The 17,458-nt window shown below is 35.8% G+C and carries 17 protein-coding genes, 1 pseudogene and 2 riboswitches; of the genes and pseudogenes, 12 read left to right on the plus strand and 6 right to left on the minus strand.

Annotated features, from left to right (window positions below):
• Window positions 1-19: 19 nt before the first annotated feature.
• From JFT95_RS26000 to JFT95_RS26015, 4 genes are all read right to left on the minus strand, one after another.
• Window positions 20-688 (minus strand): methionine ABC transporter permease, encoded by a 669-nt coding sequence (locus JFT95_RS26000; protein WP_002124718.1) that lies wholly within the window; start codon window positions 686-688, stop codon window positions 20-22.
• Window positions 663-1,703, minus strand: coding sequence for a methionine ABC transporter ATP-binding protein (locus tag JFT95_RS26005; RefSeq protein WP_002187533.1), 1,041 nt, complete (start codon window positions 1,701-1,703; stop codon window positions 663-665). The genes JFT95_RS26000 and JFT95_RS26005 overlap by 26 nt, the downstream gene beginning before the upstream one ends.
• A 12-nt stretch (window positions 1,704-1,715) precedes the next feature.
• Window positions 1,716-2,528 (minus strand): MetQ/NlpA family ABC transporter substrate-binding protein, encoded by an 813-nt coding sequence (locus JFT95_RS26010; RefSeq protein WP_000756967.1) that lies wholly within the window; start codon window positions 2,526-2,528, stop codon window positions 1,716-1,718.
• A gap of 85 nt (window positions 2,529-2,613) precedes the next feature.
• Window positions 2,614-2,727: riboswitch (SAM riboswitch) on the minus strand.
• Between the two features lie 80 nt (window positions 2,728-2,807).
• Entirely contained in the window at window positions 2,808-3,470 is a 663-nt protein-coding gene (locus tag JFT95_RS26015) for an NAD(P)-dependent alcohol dehydrogenase (RefSeq protein WP_201053527.1), read from the minus strand.
• 145 nt (window positions 3,471-3,615) lie between these two features.
• Here JFT95_RS26015 and JFT95_RS26020 point away from each other — a divergent pair, with 145 nt between their 5' ends.
• From JFT95_RS26020 to JFT95_RS26045, 6 genes are all read left to right on the plus strand, one after another.
• Complete coding sequence (locus JFT95_RS26020) at window positions 3,616-4,380, plus strand: DUF6612 family protein (protein ID WP_098168412.1); 765 nt, start codon at window positions 3,616-3,618, stop codon at window positions 4,378-4,380.
• A gap of 112 nt (window positions 4,381-4,492) precedes the next feature.
• Window positions 4,493-5,929 carry an FAD-binding oxidoreductase gene (locus JFT95_RS26025; RefSeq protein WP_201053529.1) on the plus strand — a complete coding sequence of 479 codons (1,437 nt, stop codon included), beginning with the start codon at window positions 4,493-4,495 and terminating at the stop codon, window positions 5,927-5,929.
• A complete protein-coding gene (locus JFT95_RS26030; protein WP_002091456.1) occupies window positions 5,926-6,459 on the plus strand; it encodes an MFS transporter in 534 nt (177 codons plus the stop codon). The genes JFT95_RS26025 and JFT95_RS26030 overlap by 4 nt, the downstream gene beginning before the upstream one ends.
• A 90-nt stretch (window positions 6,460-6,549) precedes the next feature.
• A complete protein-coding gene (locus tag JFT95_RS26035) occupies window positions 6,550-8,268 on the plus strand; it encodes a DUF3981 domain-containing protein (protein WP_033709756.1) in 1,719 nt (572 codons plus the stop codon).
• Window positions 8,269-8,385: 117 nt separating this feature from the next.
• A complete protein-coding gene (locus JFT95_RS26040) occupies window positions 8,386-9,645 on the plus strand; it encodes a multidrug effflux MFS transporter (protein ID WP_033716294.1) in 1,260 nt (419 codons plus the stop codon).
• Window positions 9,646-9,895: 250 nt separating this feature from the next.
• On the plus strand, window positions 9,896-10,399 hold the full coding sequence (locus JFT95_RS26045; RefSeq protein WP_002140130.1) for a hypothetical protein: 504 nt from the start codon (window positions 9,896-9,898) through the stop codon (window positions 10,397-10,399).
• 18 nt (window positions 10,400-10,417) lie between these two features.
• Here JFT95_RS26045 and JFT95_RS26050 read toward each other — a convergent pair whose 3' ends face one another.
• Complete coding sequence (locus JFT95_RS26050) at window positions 10,418-10,570, minus strand: DUF3951 domain-containing protein (RefSeq protein ID WP_002029357.1); 153 nt, start codon at window positions 10,568-10,570, stop codon at window positions 10,418-10,420.
• 394 nt (window positions 10,571-10,964) lie between these two features.
• Window positions 10,965-11,070: riboswitch (SAM riboswitch) on the plus strand.
• 137 nt (window positions 11,071-11,207) lie between these two features.
• On the opposite strand from JFT95_RS26050, the gene JFT95_RS26055 reads away from it, so the two are divergent.
• The 5 genes from JFT95_RS26055 to JFT95_RS26075 are packed head-to-tail and all read left to right on the plus strand — an operon-like array spanning window position 11,208 to window position 16,507.
• On the plus strand, window positions 11,208-12,125 hold the full coding sequence (locus JFT95_RS26055) for an ABC transporter permease (RefSeq protein ID WP_201053531.1): 918 nt from the start codon (window positions 11,208-11,210) through the stop codon (window positions 12,123-12,125).
• Window positions 12,126-12,141: 16 nt separating this feature from the next.
• Window positions 12,142-13,146 carry an ABC transporter permease gene (locus tag JFT95_RS26060; protein ID WP_201053532.1) on the plus strand — a complete coding sequence of 335 codons (1,005 nt, stop codon included), beginning with the start codon at window positions 12,142-12,144 and terminating at the stop codon, window positions 13,144-13,146.
• Window positions 13,103-14,113, plus strand: coding sequence for an ABC transporter ATP-binding protein (locus tag JFT95_RS26065; RefSeq protein WP_201053533.1), 1,011 nt, complete (start codon window positions 13,103-13,105; stop codon window positions 14,111-14,113). Before JFT95_RS26060 ends, JFT95_RS26065 begins: the two co-directional genes overlap by 44 nt.
• Window positions 14,110-14,883 (plus strand): ABC transporter ATP-binding protein, encoded by a 774-nt coding sequence (locus JFT95_RS26070; RefSeq protein ID WP_201053534.1) that lies wholly within the window; start codon window positions 14,110-14,112, stop codon window positions 14,881-14,883. Before JFT95_RS26065 ends, JFT95_RS26070 begins: the two co-directional genes overlap by 4 nt.
• A gap of 13 nt (window positions 14,884-14,896) precedes the next feature.
• On the plus strand, window positions 14,897-16,507 hold the full coding sequence (locus JFT95_RS26075) for a peptide ABC transporter substrate-binding protein (protein WP_201053535.1): 1,611 nt from the start codon (window positions 14,897-14,899) through the stop codon (window positions 16,505-16,507).
• A gap of 24 nt (window positions 16,508-16,531) precedes the next feature.
• Here JFT95_RS26075 and JFT95_RS26080 read toward each other — a convergent pair whose 3' ends face one another.
• The gene (locus tag JFT95_RS26080) at window positions 16,532-16,999 is read right to left on the minus strand and encodes a YusW family protein (protein ID WP_201053537.1); all 468 of its coding nucleotides are present in this window, start codon (window positions 16,997-16,999) and stop codon (window positions 16,532-16,534) included.
• Between the two features lie 215 nt (window positions 17,000-17,214).
• Between JFT95_RS26080 and JFT95_RS30030 the strand changes: the two are divergent.
• Window positions 17,215-17,427: pseudogene (locus JFT95_RS30030) on the plus strand (hypothetical protein).
• The last annotated feature ends 31 nt before the right edge of the window (window positions 17,428-17,458 follow it).

Consider the following 17,458-nt stretch of genomic DNA (forward strand, 5'->3'; position numbering starts at 1 on the left):
TCAATGAGATACCTTCTTTTTAATCTTTCTTCAATCTTCGTGCAACACCATTCCCTAAAGACTGTAATCCTTGAACGAGGATAATCAAAATAAAGACGGTTGCATACATTACTTCAGGTTCGTAGCGTAAATGTCCGAATCGATATGCTAAATCACCAAGGCCGCCAGCACCGACAAGTCCAGCCATTGCTGTTGCACCGATTAAGCCGATCGTTGCGATTGTTAATCCAAGTACGAGAGACGGGCGAGCTTCTTTAACCATAACGTGCCAAATGATTTTTAAAGTAGAGACTCCCATTGCTTGATATGCTTCAATGACACCGCGATCCACTTCTAATAAAGCAGTTTCCATTAAACGGGCAATGTAAGGGGCTGTGAAGACAACAAGTGGTACGATAACACCTTGCACGCCAATGGACGTTCCCATTAGAAACTTTGTAAAAGGTAAAATGAAGAATAATAGAATGATAAACGGAAGAGAACGAATGATATTAATAACTGTATTAAGAATAGGATAGATAATTTTATTTTCTCGCTGTCCACCAGGTCTCGTTAAAACAAGTGTGACACCGAGTGGTAATGCAATAAGAATAGAGATAAGTAGTGAAATAGATGTCATTTGAAATGTTTGAATTGTTGCTTCCCATATTACGTTACCCCACTCATCCAAAAAGGACTTGTTTCCCATAATCTGTTCTACCTCCTTCTACGATGATCCCTTGTTCTTGTAAAAATGATAAGGCACGGTGTACTTCACTTTTTTCACCTTGCATATGAACGATCAGTTTTCCATATGCCTCATGTTTTAACTGTGTAATATTGCCTGATAAAATATTAGGATATACGTGGAAACGTTTTGTAGCGACAGCTAACGCTGGTTCTCCTGAAGCGGTTCCTATAAATGAAAGTGTTACGATTTCCCCGGTGCTTTGTAGTTCTTTCTGTACCTCTTCTGGAATTTTAGCTGCAAACGCGCTATTTACAAATTTCTTCGTTGTTACATGTTGTGGATTTGTAAAAATGTCCTTCACTGTTCCACTTTCAACGACAGATCCATGTTCCATTACAGCAACTTGGTCACAAATACGCTGGATGACATTCATTTCGTGTGTAATTAGCAAAATCGTAATTCCGATTTCTTCGTTGATCTTTAATAATAAATCAAGAATAGAATCGGTCGTTTCCGGATCTAATGCGCTCGTTGCTTCATCACTTAATAAAACTTCAGGCTCATGAGATAGTGCGCGAGCGATCGCTACACGTTGTTTTTGACCACCAGATAATTCACTTGGGTAGGCATCTTTTTTATTAAAGAGATCAACAATGCGTAAATACTTTTCTACCCTTTTTTCAATTTCATTTTTGGGAAGACCAGATAGACGTAAGGGTAGTGCGATATTTTCATAAACGGTAACGGTTTTAAGTAAATTGAATCCTTGAAAAATCATGCCGATCTTTTTTCTCGCCTTTGCGAGTTCTTTTGTCGATAAGGTTGTTAACTCTTGTTCATTTACAATGATATCTCCTGTCGTTGGTTTTTCTAATAAATTTACACAACGGATTAATGTACTTTTACCAGCGCCACTATATCCGATGATTCCAAATACTTCGCCCTTTTTTACTTTAAGGGAAGTTGATTTAAGAGCCTCAACATTCCCTTTTTTTGTTGTAAATACTTTGGAGACATTTTTTAATTCAATCATTATAGTCAGCTCCTACCAAGACGGTAAAACAGAACCATCGAATTTTTTCTCAATGAAATCTTTTACTTCTTTAGATTGATAAGCTTTCTTTAATTTATTAACAACAGCATCATCTTTATTTTCAGTACGAACAACGACCCAATTCACATATGGTGAATCTTTTCCTTCGCGGAAAATAGAATCTTTCGCTGGGCTTAATTTTGCACCTAATGCAAAGTTTGTATTAATTGCAGCTGCCTTTACTTCACTTAGTTGTGTTGGTAATTGAGATGCCTCTAATTCAACAATCTTTAAATTTTTCGGGTTTTCAATTACATCTTTTGCAGTCGCTTTTTCTGTAGCTTTTGGATCAACCTTTAAAACACCTGCTTTTTCAAATAGCTTTAAAGCACGAAGCTCATTTGTTGGATCATTTGGGACAGCGATTGCATCGCCCTCTTTTAATTCTTTTACATCTTTTAAGCTTTTAGAATATACACCCATAGGGAATGTTACTGTGGAAAATACTTCAGTTAATTTCATGTTGCGTTCAGCTTTAAATACGTCTAAATAAGATTTAGTTTGATAGCTATTTACATCGAGGCTTTTTTCATCTAAAGATACGTTTGGTGCTACATAATCATTAAATACCTTTACATCAATTTCGAGACCATCTTTTGCTGCCACTTCTTTTACCTTTTCAAAAATTTGTTCATGCGGTCCGCCTGTTACACCGACAGTAATCTTTTTCTCATCTAATGCTTTTACCTCTTTATCAGAATTAGCACCACACGCACCTAACAATAATACAGCTCCGCTTACAATACTTAATAATACCTTTTTCATCTATAATTCCCCCTTAATATACGTTCCAAAATAAAAAGCACCTCTCAAAAATAAGAGAGGTGCCGAATAGACGAAATGGGTTCCTCTCTTATCTTCCAAAACGAAAATTGTTCTGCAGGAATTAGCACCTTAGCTTATACGTTCTAAGCTCGGTTGCCGGGCATCATCGGGCCAGTCCCTCCGCCACTCTTGATAAGAGTATGTGTATGTAGTTTTTAAATATGGTACTAATAGTAAATCTTACAAAAAGAATTGTCAATATTATTTTCTGAATATATTTTATTTTAAGGTAATCGAAACGTTCCCTTTTTTATGTCCCTTTTCCACATACATATGAGCTTCAGCAATTTCTTCTAATCGGTAAGTTCTATCAATAACGGGCTTTAGTTTTTCCGTTTCGACTAGTTTTTTTAATAGAATCATATCCTCTTTACTTACCTTGGCCATCATTCCATTAACAGATACATATTTTCCATTGGGTGTTAATGTATTTGTACAAAGGGATTTTTTATACTTCCCAACTGCATCAAATATAATATCGTAGCATTTGCCTTGCTTAGTAAAATCTTCTTTCGTATAATCAATTACTTTATCAGCTCCTAAAGATTGCACGAGTTCAAAATTTGAATTACTACAAACAGCCGTAACGGTCGCGCCGAAATATTTAGCAAGTTGTACAGCAGCTGTTCCTACTTCCTCGATTTCACCGGATAACTCTACGCCGAGTACAGGTTTTCTCGGTTTTCTGAAACCTAATATGATCCGCATAGGAATCCAAAATAAGAGGGGGGTATTAAAGCCGCGTATTCTACAATCTCCAGTCGTTACACTTGTTGCGTGAATTTTAATTAATACTTCGTTCTTTTTAGGTGTAGGTTTCTCTATATTTTGAAGCTGAAGAACGTTAGGTGGTCCATACTGTGTGCAAATGATCGCCTTCATAATGACCTCCTGAAATGAGTTGTTGTTATTTACATCATATTTAAAACCTTCATTAAACATGTCGCTATATAGCGAATAAAGATTAAAAATTATATAGATTTCGTAGGAAAAGAGGTGATATTATTTTGAGAAAGGGGGCGACATTATGAAAAAAACTATTTTTATTTCAAGTTTAGTGCTTGCAATCAGTCTGGGGGTAGGGTGTAGCAATGAGAAAACAACAAAGACTGATGAACCGAAAAAAGAAGCCATGCAAAAAGAAAAGGAATTAGCAGCGAAGGATGTTTTCAAGAAAACGAACGAAGCTTTTAAAAATGAAGAAAATGTAACGATGACATATGATGTAGGGATAAAAGCTGAGGGAACAGAGATGGATATATTAAAGGCTAAGATGCAATTAGAGCCAAAGACAAAGAATTCTCGTTCTGAAATGAATATTTCTGGTACAGATGTTGTAGTGTATACTGTGGATGGTAAAGTTGCTGGTGAGGTGAAAAACCCTAATACAGGAGAAGTTATAACCGTACCAGAGGAGCAATTAAACGCTGGTGGAATGAAAGCGACTCAAGATATTATAGATAATTTAGAAGTACCAGCAGTAGTTTTAGATAAAATGAAGATGGAGAAAAGCGGAGATAAATATAAACTGAAATTTACATTAAAAGGGCAAGAAACAGAAAGTATGTTAACTAGCATGGATGAAACGCAGAAGAAAATGTTACAAGCACAAAATGCGAAGATAGAAGAAGTGGATGCAGAATATATCATTACAAAAGATTTTAAATATGAATCAGCGAAGATAGATATGATTATGAGTAGTAATGGTAAGGATAAGGCACACATTATTACGAATGCAAAATATACATCGTACGAAAAGTTTGACCCAATACAATTGCCGGCAGCAAAGTAACAGTTTTGATCAGGGGGGACCTAAAATAAGGTGCCCTCTCTTTTTTATACTTTCTTCTTAGGAAAATAGGTACAATATGAAGAGGGAAAACTGTGGAAGAGGAGAGTGTCATTTGAAAAAAAGAAAGATAGCGGTGGTCATTGTAGCTTATACAGTGTTGCTTGCGACATCTATAAATACATATAAAGAGCAACTAGAACATCCTATTATGAGCGATGTAGGAAAGTTGCTTCCAACGAAAATTAAACGTGTTGAAAATGCTGATGATGAACGTTCATTAAAACAGTTAGTGCAAGATGCAAATGTTTCTGGAGAGAAGATTTCTATTGCAGGTATGCAACATAGCCAAGGCGGACAGACGTATTATCCGAACGGTACGATGCTTGATATGAAAGGATATAATGAAATATTAGAATTCGATCCGGAGAAGAAGAGGATTAGGGTGCAAAGCGGTGTCACATGGAATGACATTCAAAAGAAAATCAATCCATATGGTCTTGCAGTTCAAGTGATGCAATCTCAAAATATTTTTACTGTTGGTGGTTCATTAAGTGTAAATGTACATGGGCGTGATATTCGTCATGAAGCATTGATTGATACAGTAGAGTCGTTCAGATTGTTAATGGCAGATGGTACGGTGCGTAATGTAAATAGAGAAGAAAATGCTGACTTGTTTCCATATGTAATTGGGGGATATGGATTGTTTGGTGTAATTTTAGATGTGACGCTACAGTTAACAAACGATGAATTGTATGAAACGCATACGAAAGTACTAGATTATAAAGAATACTCTTCATACTTTAAGAATAAAGTGCGAAGGGATGAGAATATACGTATGCATTTAGCACGTATTTCTGTTGCCCCAAATTCATTTTTAAAAGAAATGTATGTAACAGATTATGTACTGGCAGAAGATCAACAGAAGCTGGGAGAGTACAGCAAATTAAAAGAAGAAAATATTATAGCTGCACCGAAATTTTTACTTGGGTTATCACGTTATAGTGACTGGGGAAAGGGCGCATTTTGGGATATACAAAGAAGTTATTTTGAACGTACAGATGGTAAGTACGAAACTCGAAATAACGTAATGAGATCTGATAGTGCTTTTATGGAATACGATAATCCAAACTTGACCGAAGTTTTACAAGAGTACTTTGTACCGATAGATGGTTTTGCAGCGTATATAGATGATTTGCGAAGCGTTTTAAATGAAGAGGAATTAAACCTTCTTAACATTACAATCCGCTATGTAGAAAAGAATGAGAATGCGGTGCTATCTTATGCGAAAGATGATATGTTTGCGCTTGTGCTTCTAATTAATCAAGGGCGTTCTGAAGATGAAATAAAGAAAACAAAAGTGGTCATTCAAAAGATGATTGATGTTACGTTAAAGCATAATGGAAGTTATTATTTACCGTATTATTCTTATCCGGAAAAGGAGCAACTAAAGAAAGCGTATCCTCGCATAGAAGAATTCCTTCAGAAGAAGAAGGAAGTAGACCCAGAGGAAAGGTTTGTGAATTTATTTTATAAGGAGTATAGCAAATGACATATAGAAGATTTGTAGCCTCACAAAGCATTATTATGATGGCAGGTAGTATGGTATTTCCTTTTTATATACTATTGCTTCGAAATGTAGGAAATAGTTTCTCGCAATTTGGCTGGGCGTACGGCTTATTTGCCTTAACTTCAGCTCTAGTATATCCGTTAGTTGGAAGAATCTCTGATAGGGTAGGTGATAGAAAGTTATTAATTATATACGCATGGTCCATGGCTATATTAATGCTTTTTTTCCCTATTGCAACAGAAGTTTGGCATGTATACATTCTCCAAATTTTAATGGGTATTTTAGGTGCTGTGCAGCGTAATACGGAGAAGACATCGTTAGCACGAAAGGTAGCGCATAAGGAAGCTGGTTACGAAATTGGAAAATACCATGTATGGACATCAATTGGGGGCGGAGTAGCTATAATTGCAACTGGTTACCTAGTGGATTTCTTTACGATAGGGACTATTTTTTACATTGCTTCAGTTTTATATGTAGTTAGTGGATTTGTATTAAGCCGCGGTGATAAGTAATTTAAAGTATTTCCATTCCCATTTTTACCTGATTACCCTTTATTTGTTATACTTATGGAGAAGACAAAAGAAAAGGGGACATTGCCTTTGATGAAATTTATAGTTTTAGCTATTCTCACTTTGTTTTTGATTCCATGGACTAGAAGCGGTAATAAAATTCGCGCGGTGGATAAAGGAGGAAATGAGAAAGTTGTAAAGGGTAAGAAATCATCTATTTTAGTTATTCCTGTTTTATTTTGGATAGGTATTGCAATCTATGAATATTTCTGGCTAATTGATGATCGAGCAGATTCTATTCTTACTCATTATTCTGTTGCAGTAGCGATTTTAATTGGGCTTGTTTTATTCTCACAAGAGCAGGTAGGGAAATTAGAAGGTACGTTAAAGGGACTTCTAATGTTTGTTTTACTCGCAAGTTACGGCTATTTTGGTTATTTGCACGATATAGTAATCACGCAAAAAAAATATGATTCTGTTGTGAAGATCGAGAAAGATATTTCAGAGCCATTTACTGAAAATGATCAGCCGTTTACAGTGCCGCCAAAGACAGCGGAGAATAAGATGAAAAAAGTATTTGGGGATATTCCGAAAGTAGCTTATTTTGAGCTAGGGGAATTAACGCCACAAATGGTAAATGGTGAGGCTTTATATGTAGCACCAATTGAAGTTTCAGGATTTTTTAAAGCACGTAAAGCTGAGACAATTCCAGGGTACGTAACGATGTCAGGTACGAATCCTGATGCGGAAGCGAAACTGCACCTTGGTTATAAAATGAAATATGTGCCAAGCATGTTTTTCGGTAATAAATTAGAACGTGTCGTTCGAAAAGCAGAGCCAGATTTAGTTTTTAAAGGGAAACCAAAATTTGAAGTTGATGATAAAGGGAAACCGTATTATACAATGACGTATGGTGAATTTATTTCAGGAAGATCTGGATTTGAAGTAGAGGGTGTTGTAGTAGTAGACGCACAAACAGGTGAAGTGAAAAGATACGACAAAGGAAAGGCACCTAAATTCGTTGATGGCGTATTAAATCACGAGACTGCATCTACATTAAATACGTATTTCGGTAAATATATTCACGGATTTTGGAATACAAAATTCTCACAAACGGATATGAAGATTCCGACTGAGTGGGGAACGAAAGAAGGAGTTACACCAATCTTCGGTAAGGATGGAACGTTATATTATTTTACTGATTTCACCTCTCCGAAAGAAGGAGTAGATTCTGCACTAGGCTATTCGCTTATTGATGCGCGTACAGGTAAGTTGTATTACTATAATGGAAAAGAAGTAAAGGGAATTATGGACGGTTCGGCTGCTACAGAAGTAGTTGATAATTCCTTTAAGAGAGAGAAATGGCATGGAACAATGCCGGTTATTTATAACGTATATGGTAAACCTTCTTGGATTGTACCTGTTATTGATGACGGAGGATTAGTACGTGCTCATACTGTCATATATGCTTCTAATGCAAAAGTGTTTGCAACAGGTTCAACGCAAAAAGAAGCACTTGAGAATTATAAAAATGCGCTGAGCGGAAGTGGTGATTCATTTAGACCGACTTCAAATGGGAAAGAAGCGCAAAAAGAAGGTACTGTACAACGTGTGTATAAAGAAAAATCAGGTGAAAATACGATTGTGTACGTACTATTAGAAAACGAGCAAAAAGTATTCATGGTACCGGCGAAGAAATTCCCATATGCAATGTTTACAGAAGTAGGAGATCCAATTCAAATCACATATTTAGACACAGGAGAAATGATGGCATCTGTATCTAAATTTACAAATAGTAATTTGAAAAAGTAAAGCGATAGAGATTCTATCGCTTTTTTTACATTATTAAACAGGAAAATACGGTATACTTGACGTATATTCATGTTGTAACTATAATTGTTACGATTAAGTGTTTATATGAAAGGGTGAATGGAAAAAGTGAATGGAGTTAATCACGAAATATATAAACCTGTAAAGACAAACAGGTTATGGATGATTCTTGTATTAGGGACACTTACGGCAATTGGGCCATTATCTATTGATATGTATTTGCCTTCTTTACCAAAGTTAACGGATGATTTACAAACGGGTGCATCCCTCGCGCAGCTTACATTAACTGCTTGTCTGCTTGGGCTTTCAGTAGGGCAGTTATTTATTGGTTCAATTAGTGACATTTACGGAAGACGCAAACCTCTTATTATCGCTCTTATTATTTATGTTGCTTCTTCTTTACTTTGTGCTGTTGCACCATCGATTTGGAGTTTAGTGCTTTTACGTTTCTTACAAGGTGCTTCAGGATCTGCTGGTATCGTTATATCACGTGCAATGGTACGTGATATGTATTCAGGTTCTGAAATGACGAAGTTTTTCTCACTGCTTATGTTAGTAAACGGAGCAGCGCCTATTTTGGCACCGATTATTGGAGGGCAATTATTACAGTTCACATCATGGCGCGGCGTTTTTATCGTTCTTGGAGCAATTAGTGTATTCATGCTAATATCAGCTACTTTCGTATTACGTGAAACATTACCTCCTGAAGAAAGAGAGACAGGTGGATTATCAGGAACGCTTGCAACATACGGAAAGCTTCTGAAAGATCGTTTATTTATGGGGTATGCATTGTCGCAAGGATTAGTAACAGCTGCAATGTTTGCTTATATTTCTGGTTCACCGTTTGTGTTGCAGAACATATACGGAGCATCACCACAGCAATTTAGCTTATTCTTTGCGATTAACGGTATCGGTATTATTATTGCTAGTCAGGTTACGGGCCGTTTAGCAGGGAAAGTGAATGAGAAAACGTTATTCGTTTCCGGTATTATTATTGCAGCTATTGGTGGTCTATCTTTATTACTGACAATCTTACTAGGAATAGGTTTAATCGGTGTTTTATGCTCGCTATTTCTTGTTGTATCAAGTGTTGGGGTTGTATCAACAACCGGCTTCTCGTTAGCGATGAGAAATCAAAAACAAGCAGCAGGAACAGCATCAGCTTTACTAGGTTTATTACAGTTCATTTCAGGAGCACTTGTTGCACCATTAGTAGGTATTGGCGGAAGCAATACCGCATTACCGATGGGGGTTGTGATAGCTCTTTGTGAAATTGGTGCTGTATTATGTTATCTATTTATGGCCAGAAGAAGTGAAAAGCAGTTTGAACTGCAACAAAGACAAAATTTAGAGGCTTAATTTATAAAAAAGAGCTGATTCAAACATGTGTTGAATCAGCTCTTTTTTCATTTCTTTGAAATAACTTATACAGTGTTGTAAGGTGATGTAAAAGTTATTTGCATAAAGTGACGATACTGTGACAAAAATGTTGGTGTGTATATTAAGATCTCGTCTTAAGTGTAAAAAGTAGGGTGTTCTCGGTATAATAACAAGTGGAGATAAAAGAAACTATAATGAGTAATAGCTGTAGATAAAAGGAGAAGAAGAGATGAAGAAGGTTTTGGGTATTGCTGTAATGGGAAGTATGCTCCTTCTAGCAGGGTGTAATGGAAATAAAGATACGAAAGAACCGAAAGAAAAGGTAGAGCAATCTACTGAGCAAACAGAAGAGATGAAAGAATACCGTGCAGTACATGAAAAATACGATATGAAAATGAATAAAGAAATTAATAAAGCACTACAGTTATTTGAAGTGGCAAAAGAAAAGGGCGGTAAGGAAATAACTAGTGCTAAATATAAAGAAGACGTGCGAACGGTAACAACGGGCATGTTAGAAGATATTGATCATATGCGTAAAGAAATTCGTGTGCCGAAGTCGAAAGAGGATGAACATGAACTATATGTTGGTTTCTTAAATGAAGCAGAACAAGCGATGAAAAAATTACAGAAGTTAGCTAAAGAAGAAGATTCATCGTTGATTCGTGATATAGAAGTTAATTTTTCAACAGCATCGACATACTATAAACGCTTTCAAACAGAGGCGAAAAAATAACCTTGCGCATGCGCAAGGTTATTTTTTCTTTTTACCATCTCCGTCTTCATCCTCGGATACTAATACCTTCTGTTCTTCGTGAAATTCTGAAATTGTTTGGCCAGTAATATTATCGAATGGAGTGTAAAAAGAAGTGATGCTTTTCTTTTTAATGAAGAGTTTATCCCGCATTAACGGGCAGTAAGACCCCCACCTCAAAGTTCAGTGAAAGCAAAGAAGTTAGGTAGGGGATCAACTGCCCGTAAAAGCCCGATTGGTTCAACTAATAATCAGTGGGGGATGAACAAAACCCCCACTGATTAAAGTTTCACTTTATAGAAGCCGATGATGACAAGTACAAGTATTACGATTGTTAATGGTAATCCTATAGTAGCAAGAAGTAAGGGATCCATCTTATAACGCCTTTAATACAATTTCTTTTTATTATAAGCGAAAGATTGTAATTTCAATAACTAATATAACATAAAACTGATTTTTCTAAATATATCCAATTTGATTGACTTTTCATTTTTTCAGAATTATAATTCAAAATATACAATTTGAACCAAATAATAATATAGCAATTTACTTATCCAGAGAGGTAGAGGGACTGGCCCTATGACACCTCAGCAGCGGGTTCTGTAACAGGAACACCGTGCTAATTCCAGCAAGCAAGTCTTGAAAGATAAGTGATGGGCCTTCGTTTATTAAGCCTTGATCTTATTTTTTAAGATCAAGGCTTTTTGTGTTTTAAGAAGTAGAGAAGGAGTAATGGCAACAAATATGCCAATAAAACAAAGTAAATTCATCTGTTTAGGGGGTTATTGAAGTGTATGTTATTAAAAAACTATCGGTTATGGTATTCACGCTATGGGTCATTACGACATTAACATTTTTAATTATGCATATTATTCCAGGTGATCCGTTTTCATCAGATGCGAAAATCTTTCCTGAAGAAGTAATACAAAACATGAGAGCGAAGTATCACCTTGATGAACCGTTATGGAATCAGTATGTTGCTTATTTGGATGGGGTAGTTCATTTTGATTTTGGCGAATCTGTTCAATCGACAGGTCAAGGTGTATCGGAAATTATAACAACTGGTTTTGGACCATCGGCAATTATTGGTTTACAAGCACTTGTTATTTCATTGTTAGTCGGAATTGCCGCAGGTACATTTGCCGCGCTATATCATGGGAAAGTGATTGATTATAGTGTGAGCTTGCTTGCGATTCTCGGTATTTCTATTCCTAGTTTTATTTTAGCACCACTATTTATACAAGTATTCGCCATACAATTTGAATTACTACCAGTGGCGTCTTGGGGAACATTTGAGCATACTGTATTACCCTCCTTCGCATTAGCGTTAGGACCAATCGCAGTTATTACAAGATTTGTTCGCTCTAATATGATTGAAGTGTTGCAGAGTGATTATATTAAGCTAGCGAGAGCGAAAGGTATACCAATTAAGAAAATCATTATAAGACATGCTCTTCGAAATGCGATTGTTCCGGTACTTACATTTGTTGGCCCATTAATGGCTGGACTTTTAACAGGGACTTTCGTTATTGAAAAAATCTTTTCAATTCCTGGTTTAGGAAAATATTTTGTAGACAGTATTTTCAACCGAGATTATCCGGTGATTATGGGAACAACCATTTTCTATAGTGCGCTATTAATTGTATGTATTTTTATTACAGATATCATTCATCGTATTGTTGATCCGCGCATTCGTTCTATTACGTAAGGAGGGTGATGTTTAAATGGGGGCTTATGAAATTAATGACCAGTTATTAACGAATGAAGAGAAAAAAGAATTAACGATAAATAAAGATCAGCAAACGATTAGCCGGAAAAAGGAAGTGTTTCGCAAGTTTATATCAAACCCTATAGCAGTTTTAGGGGCAGTGACGTTATTACTAATTATTGTTTTCTCGCTTATTGGCGAAAGTTTAACGCCATTTACTGCGAGTGAACAAGTAAAAGAAGCAACTAATTTACCGCCTAGTAGTGAGCATTGGTTCGGAACAGACGATTTAGGGAGAGATATTTGGGCGCGTACTTGGGCTGGTGGGAAAATTTCATTAACAGTTGGATTGGTAGCAGCAGCTCTTGATATAGGGCTTGGTGTACTTATCGGTGGCTTTAGTGGATATGTGAGAGGACGTAATCGTCTTGGAACGTTAATTGATGAGTGGATTATAAGAGGGATTGAAGTGTTATACGGTATCCCGTATTTACTGATTGTTATTTTACTATTAATCATTATGAAACCAGGACTTTTTACAATTATTATAGCTCTTGCGTTAACGGGATGGATTGGCATGGCACGTCTCATTCGGGCGCAAGTACTTTCATTGAAACAAAGAGAATTTGTTATTGCAGCAGAGCGATTAGGTACATCTCATATGAAAATTATATATGGGCATTTAATTCCAAACTTAACAGGGATTATTATCGTCAATTTATCATTCACAATTCCAGCAGCTATTTTCTCAGAATCATTTTTAAGTTTTATCGGACTTGGAGTACAATCACCAGCAGCGAGCTGGGGCACGATGACAAACGATGCACTCGGGACATTACTAAGCGGAGAGTGGTGGCAACTTTTCTTCCCGGCAATCATGATTGCATTCATCATGTTCGCATTTAATGCGATTGGTGATGGTTTGCAAGATGCGATTGATCCGAAAATCGTAAAACGTAATCGAAAGGAGAAAAAATATGGCACAAATCTTATCTTTAGAAAACGTAACGTTGGCCGTTGAAAAAGAGAATAGTAAGCAAGCAATTGTGAAGCATGTTTCCTTTTCTATTAACGAAGGTGAAATAGTTGCACTTGTCGGAGAAAGTGGTTCAGGGAAAAGTGTTACAGCACAATCAATTATCGGCTTAAATCAAGAATCGATTCATATTGATGATGGAAATATATCTTTCCAATCAGAGGAATTAACGGATTTACAAGAATCAGAATGGAATCAAATTCGCGGGAAAGATATTTCCTTTATCTTTCAAGACCCGCTTTCATCTTTAAATCCGACGATGAAGGTTGGAAGACAAATTACAGAAGTAATTGCGCAGCATGAAAAGAAATCGAAAAAAGAGGCAAAAGAAATTGCAATTAACTTACTAAATGATTTAGGGATACATGAAGCAGAGAAACGCTTTGAACAATACCCGTATCAGTTGAGCGGAGGTATGAGGCAGCGTATTTGTTTAGCAATTGCATTTGCTTGTCACCCGAAGCTCGTTATTGCAGATGAACCTACAACAGCATTAGATGTAACGATTCAAAAGCAAATTATGGAGTTGTTAAAAGAAAGAAAGGAAAAACAAAATACGAGTATTTTATTAATTACACATGATTTGGCACTTGTACGTGAAGTAGCTGACCGAGTAGTAGTTATGTACGGGGGACGTGTTGTTGAAAAAGGAACGATACAAGAAGTAATTGGCTCACCTAAGCACCCTTACACAAAAAGTTTATTGCAAGCAATTCCGAATATGGATGATTCAGAAAAGGTACTTAGAGCAATTGAGGGAACAACACCTTCAATTGAAACGTTAAATAGTTTTGGATGCCCGTTTGTGAATCGTTGTCCTGTAGCGATAAAAGAATGTATTCATCGCTTCCCAGAGAGAACAACATATTCTGAGGAGCATAGTTCACATTGCTGGCAGCATATTCTGGAGCATAATAAAGCGAAATCAAAAGAGAGGGTGAATGCCTCATGACGACAGATTTAATTACTGTAAAGCAAGTAACGAAAACGTATGGAAGTAAAAATAAAGAAATCGCAGCGTTAAAAGGTATATCACTTTCTATCCCAAAAGGAACAACGCTTGGCATTATTGGAGAAAGTGGTTCTGGAAAGACAACACTTGGTAAGCTCATAGCTGGGATCGAGCGTCCAACGTTTGGTGAAATTGATTATAACGGTCAAGTTGTTCACAAGCTGAAGTCAGCTCATAAGCGGGATTTCTTGCAGAAAGTACAGTTCATTTTTCAAGATTCCACAGCTGCATTAAATCCGCGCTGGAAAGTACGCGATATTGTAACAGAAGGCTATATTTCATTCGGTTTAGGCGATAAAGGATTGAAAGATAAGGTCGCAGGTGATGCACTAGAGCGTGTTGGATTAGATAGACGATATATTGATCGTTATCCCCACGAATTTAGCGGTGGACAACGTCAACGTATTGCCATTGCAAGAGCGCTATTATGTGAGCCAGAAGTATTAATCCTTGATGAACCAATTTCAGCATTAGATGTTTCACTGCAAATCCAAATTGTACATTTGCTGCAAAAGATTCAAAAGGAACAAGGCTATACATATTTATTTATCGCACATGATTTACCGATGGTTCACTATTTATGTGAAAAAGTGGCTGTCTTATACAAAGGAGAACTTGTTGAATTTGGAAATACGGACGAAGTATTCCGTAATCCACAACATTCTTATACAAAAACATTATTAGCATCAACACCAAAAATTTCAGGTTAAAGGAGAATGTAGGATGAAGAAGTTTTTATTATTTGTCATTATGACTGTTTTAGCAATAACTTCTGTTGCTTGTGGTAAGAAAGAGACGCAAAAGGCGAGTGCTGGTAAGGGAGAAGGGGATCGATTAGTAACGAATATTAGCAGTGATCCGTATACCCTTGATTCTGCTATTGCGACAGATAGCACGTCAGGTTATGTAATTGGACAGTTGTTTTCAAGTTTATATACGCAAGATAGTGATGGGAAATATCAAAATGAATTGGCAGAGAAAGAAGAAGTAAATGCGGATGGAACTGAATATACAATTCATTTAAAGAAAGATATTAAATGGTCAGATGGCTCTTCTATTACAGCAAATGATTTTGAGTTCGCATGGAAGCGATTATTAAACCCGAAAACAGGTTCTATGAATGCGACAGAAATGTACTTTATTAAAGGAGCAGAGGCATATAATACTGGAAAAGGTGAAGAAGGACAAGTTGGTATTCAAGTCGTTGATCCTCAAACATTAAAGGTAACACTTGAGCACCCAGTTGCTTCTATTAAACAAAAATTAGCAAGTTCATTATTTATTCCATTATCTAAAAAATCAATTGATGATAATAATAAATTAAAAACAGATCCAAAAGAGTTAATTACGAACGGACCATTCACGTTAAAAGAATGGAAGCATAACCAAGCAATTACAGTACAAAAAAATAAAGAATACTATGATAAAAAGGTAACATTAAAAGAAATTGAGTTTCGTATTATTCCAGACTCTAAAACAGCGTATCAATTATTTAAATCAAAAGAATTAGATTTACTAAGTGGTTTACCACAAGAGATGATTGAGAAAGAAAAAGAAAATAAAGAATATAAACGTGTTGCAGGATTTTCATCTTATATTTATTCGTTTAACGTAGAAAAAGAGCCGTTTACAAATGCAAAAGTACGTAAGGCATTTTCATTAGCGGTTGATCGTAAGTTTATCGTTGAAAAACTGTATAAAAATAATGCACAAGAAGCATATGCTTTTGTTCCAGAAGGGGCAAAAACACAAGGTGGTCGTGATTTCCGTAAAGAAAAAGGCGATTACGTAAAATTTGATTCAGCAGAAGCGAAAAAATTATTAGAAGAGGGCATGAAAGAGCAAGGTTGGTCTACATTACCTGAAGTAACATTAAAATTCACTACAGATACACAACATAAAAAAGTAGCAGAAGCAATGCAAGAAATGTTTAAGAAAAATCTTGGTGTAGATATTAAATTAGAAAATAAAGAGTGGAAGAGTTACATCGACACATATAAGCAAAGTGATTTCCAATTAGCTTATATGGGATGGGGCGGCTCTCTATTAGACCCAATTACTAAACTAGATTTATATGCAGGCGATGGTCCAAACAACTATGCAAAATGGCATAATAAAGAATTTGATGCATTAATCAAAGAAGCAGAAGTTGAACAAAACGAAGATAAGCGTTTTGACTTATTGCATAAAGCAGAAGATATTATGTTTGATGATACACCATTAATCCCAATTATTTTCCCAAGCTCTTCATATTTACAAAAATCATCAGTATCTGGCGTCCAATTCATTATCGGTTCTAGTCCAGAACTAAGATACGTAAAAATTAAAAAATAAAGAAGTAGGCAACCGCCTACTTCTTTATTTTATTTCTCTTTTATATTCTTTTTTCGTTCCATCAGAGAAGACAACTTCTAAATCGAATTTTTGGTAGTCTTTATCAAGTTTGAACACGTTTACTACTTGATCGATTACTTCTTGGTCAGGAGTATCTTTATCAAATTTTAATTCTTGTAGAAGTGGGCTTAATTTTGTAATAGCCTCGTCGCCTGTGAACTTTACATCTGTTTTATGGTCTTCAATCTTTGCTTCCATTTTCTTGTCCGCTGCTACATTTTTATAATCAGCTTCGTAGTCTTTCTTCGTATCTTGATAGTCTGCTTTTAAATCAAATTCATTAAAGTTTAGTTTTAAATCTGCAGGAGCCTCATTTTTTGCTTCTTCAGTCGTTTTCTTATTAGAAGTTGTATCTTCTTTTGCAGGAGCTTTACATCCTGTTAATGCAGGTACTAGCATAAGAGCTAATAAAATTGATAGTAAAATTCTCATTATAAATTCCTCCTTATGTAACTTCTTTCTATACAAGTTTTTCCTAATTTTATGTAATTATGTATAAACCTAATAAATTATTTCCTTAAGGGGGACACACATGCGTATTAATTAAATTGAAAGTAATTTGTATGTATATGGGGATTTTTAAAAAATATCTTTGCGCTTTCTAATCATTAACACAAATAAGCACCGCTGTATTTGGAAATGCAGTGATGCCTTCTAAAACATATTAAACAATCGGTGGATTATTTCCCACAACATATGCAGCGAATGGTTATTAAACAATAATATTTGGTGGAGTTAATTTAGCGGAAAATATTATTTCATTATTACTTATTATACTAGTTACACAATTGGTAGCGGGAATCACTATAGGTATAAAAGTGATAGTAAAGAGGGGAAGTTCTGTAGTTAAAGAAGCATAAAGTAAAAAAGGTATCCTTCGTGGGATACCTT

The sequence above is a fragment of the Bacillus sp. TH17 genome, from assembly GCF_016651125.1.
Lineage (GTDB): Bacteria > Bacillota > Bacilli > Bacillales > Bacillaceae_G > Bacillus_A > Bacillus_A mycoides.

Coding starts and splice junctions, on each gene's coding strand:
- JFT95_RS26080 (WP_201053537.1), bottom strand. CDS start 16,999: ATGAGAATTTTACTATCAATTTTATTAGCTCTTATGCTAGTACCTGCA.
- JFT95_RS26035 (WP_033709756.1), top strand. CDS start 6,550: ATGAAATTTATAGTTTTAGCTATTCTCACTTTGTTTTTGATTCCATGG.
- JFT95_RS26075 (WP_201053535.1), top strand. CDS start 14,897: ATGAAGAAGTTTTTATTATTTGTCATTATGACTGTTTTAGCAATAACT.
- JFT95_RS26050 (WP_002029357.1), bottom strand. CDS start 10,570: ATGCGGGATAAACTCTTCATTAAAAAGAAAAGCATCACTTCTTTTTAC.
- JFT95_RS26060 (WP_201053532.1), top strand. CDS start 12,142: ATGGGGGCTTATGAAATTAATGACCAGTTATTAACGAATGAAGAGAAA.
- JFT95_RS26065 (WP_201053533.1), top strand. CDS start 13,103: ATGGCACAAATCTTATCTTTAGAAAACGTAACGTTGGCCGTTGAAAAA.
- JFT95_RS26070 (WP_201053534.1), top strand. CDS start 14,110: ATGACGACAGATTTAATTACTGTAAAGCAAGTAACGAAAACGTATGGA.
- JFT95_RS26020 (WP_098168412.1), top strand. CDS start 3,616: ATGAAAAAAACTATTTTTATTTCAAGTTTAGTGCTTGCAATCAGTCTG.
- JFT95_RS26045 (WP_002140130.1), top strand. CDS start 9,896: ATGAAGAAGGTTTTGGGTATTGCTGTAATGGGAAGTATGCTCCTTCTA.
- JFT95_RS26030 (WP_002091456.1), top strand. CDS start 5,926: ATGACATATAGAAGATTTGTAGCCTCACAAAGCATTATTATGATGGCA.
- JFT95_RS26040 (WP_033716294.1), top strand. CDS start 8,386: ATGGAAAAAGTGAATGGAGTTAATCACGAAATATATAAACCTGTAAAG.
- JFT95_RS26010 (WP_000756967.1), bottom strand. CDS start 2,528: ATGAAAAAGGTATTATTAAGTATTGTAAGCGGAGCTGTATTATTGTTA.
- JFT95_RS26000 (WP_002124718.1), bottom strand. CDS start 688: ATGGGAAACAAGTCCTTTTTGGATGAGTGGGGTAACGTAATATGGGAA.
- JFT95_RS26015 (WP_201053527.1), bottom strand. CDS start 3,470: ATGAAGGCGATCATTTGCACACAGTATGGACCACCTAACGTTCTTCAG.
- JFT95_RS26005 (WP_002187533.1), bottom strand. CDS start 1,703: ATGATTGAATTAAAAAATGTCTCCAAAGTATTTACAACAAAAAAAGGG.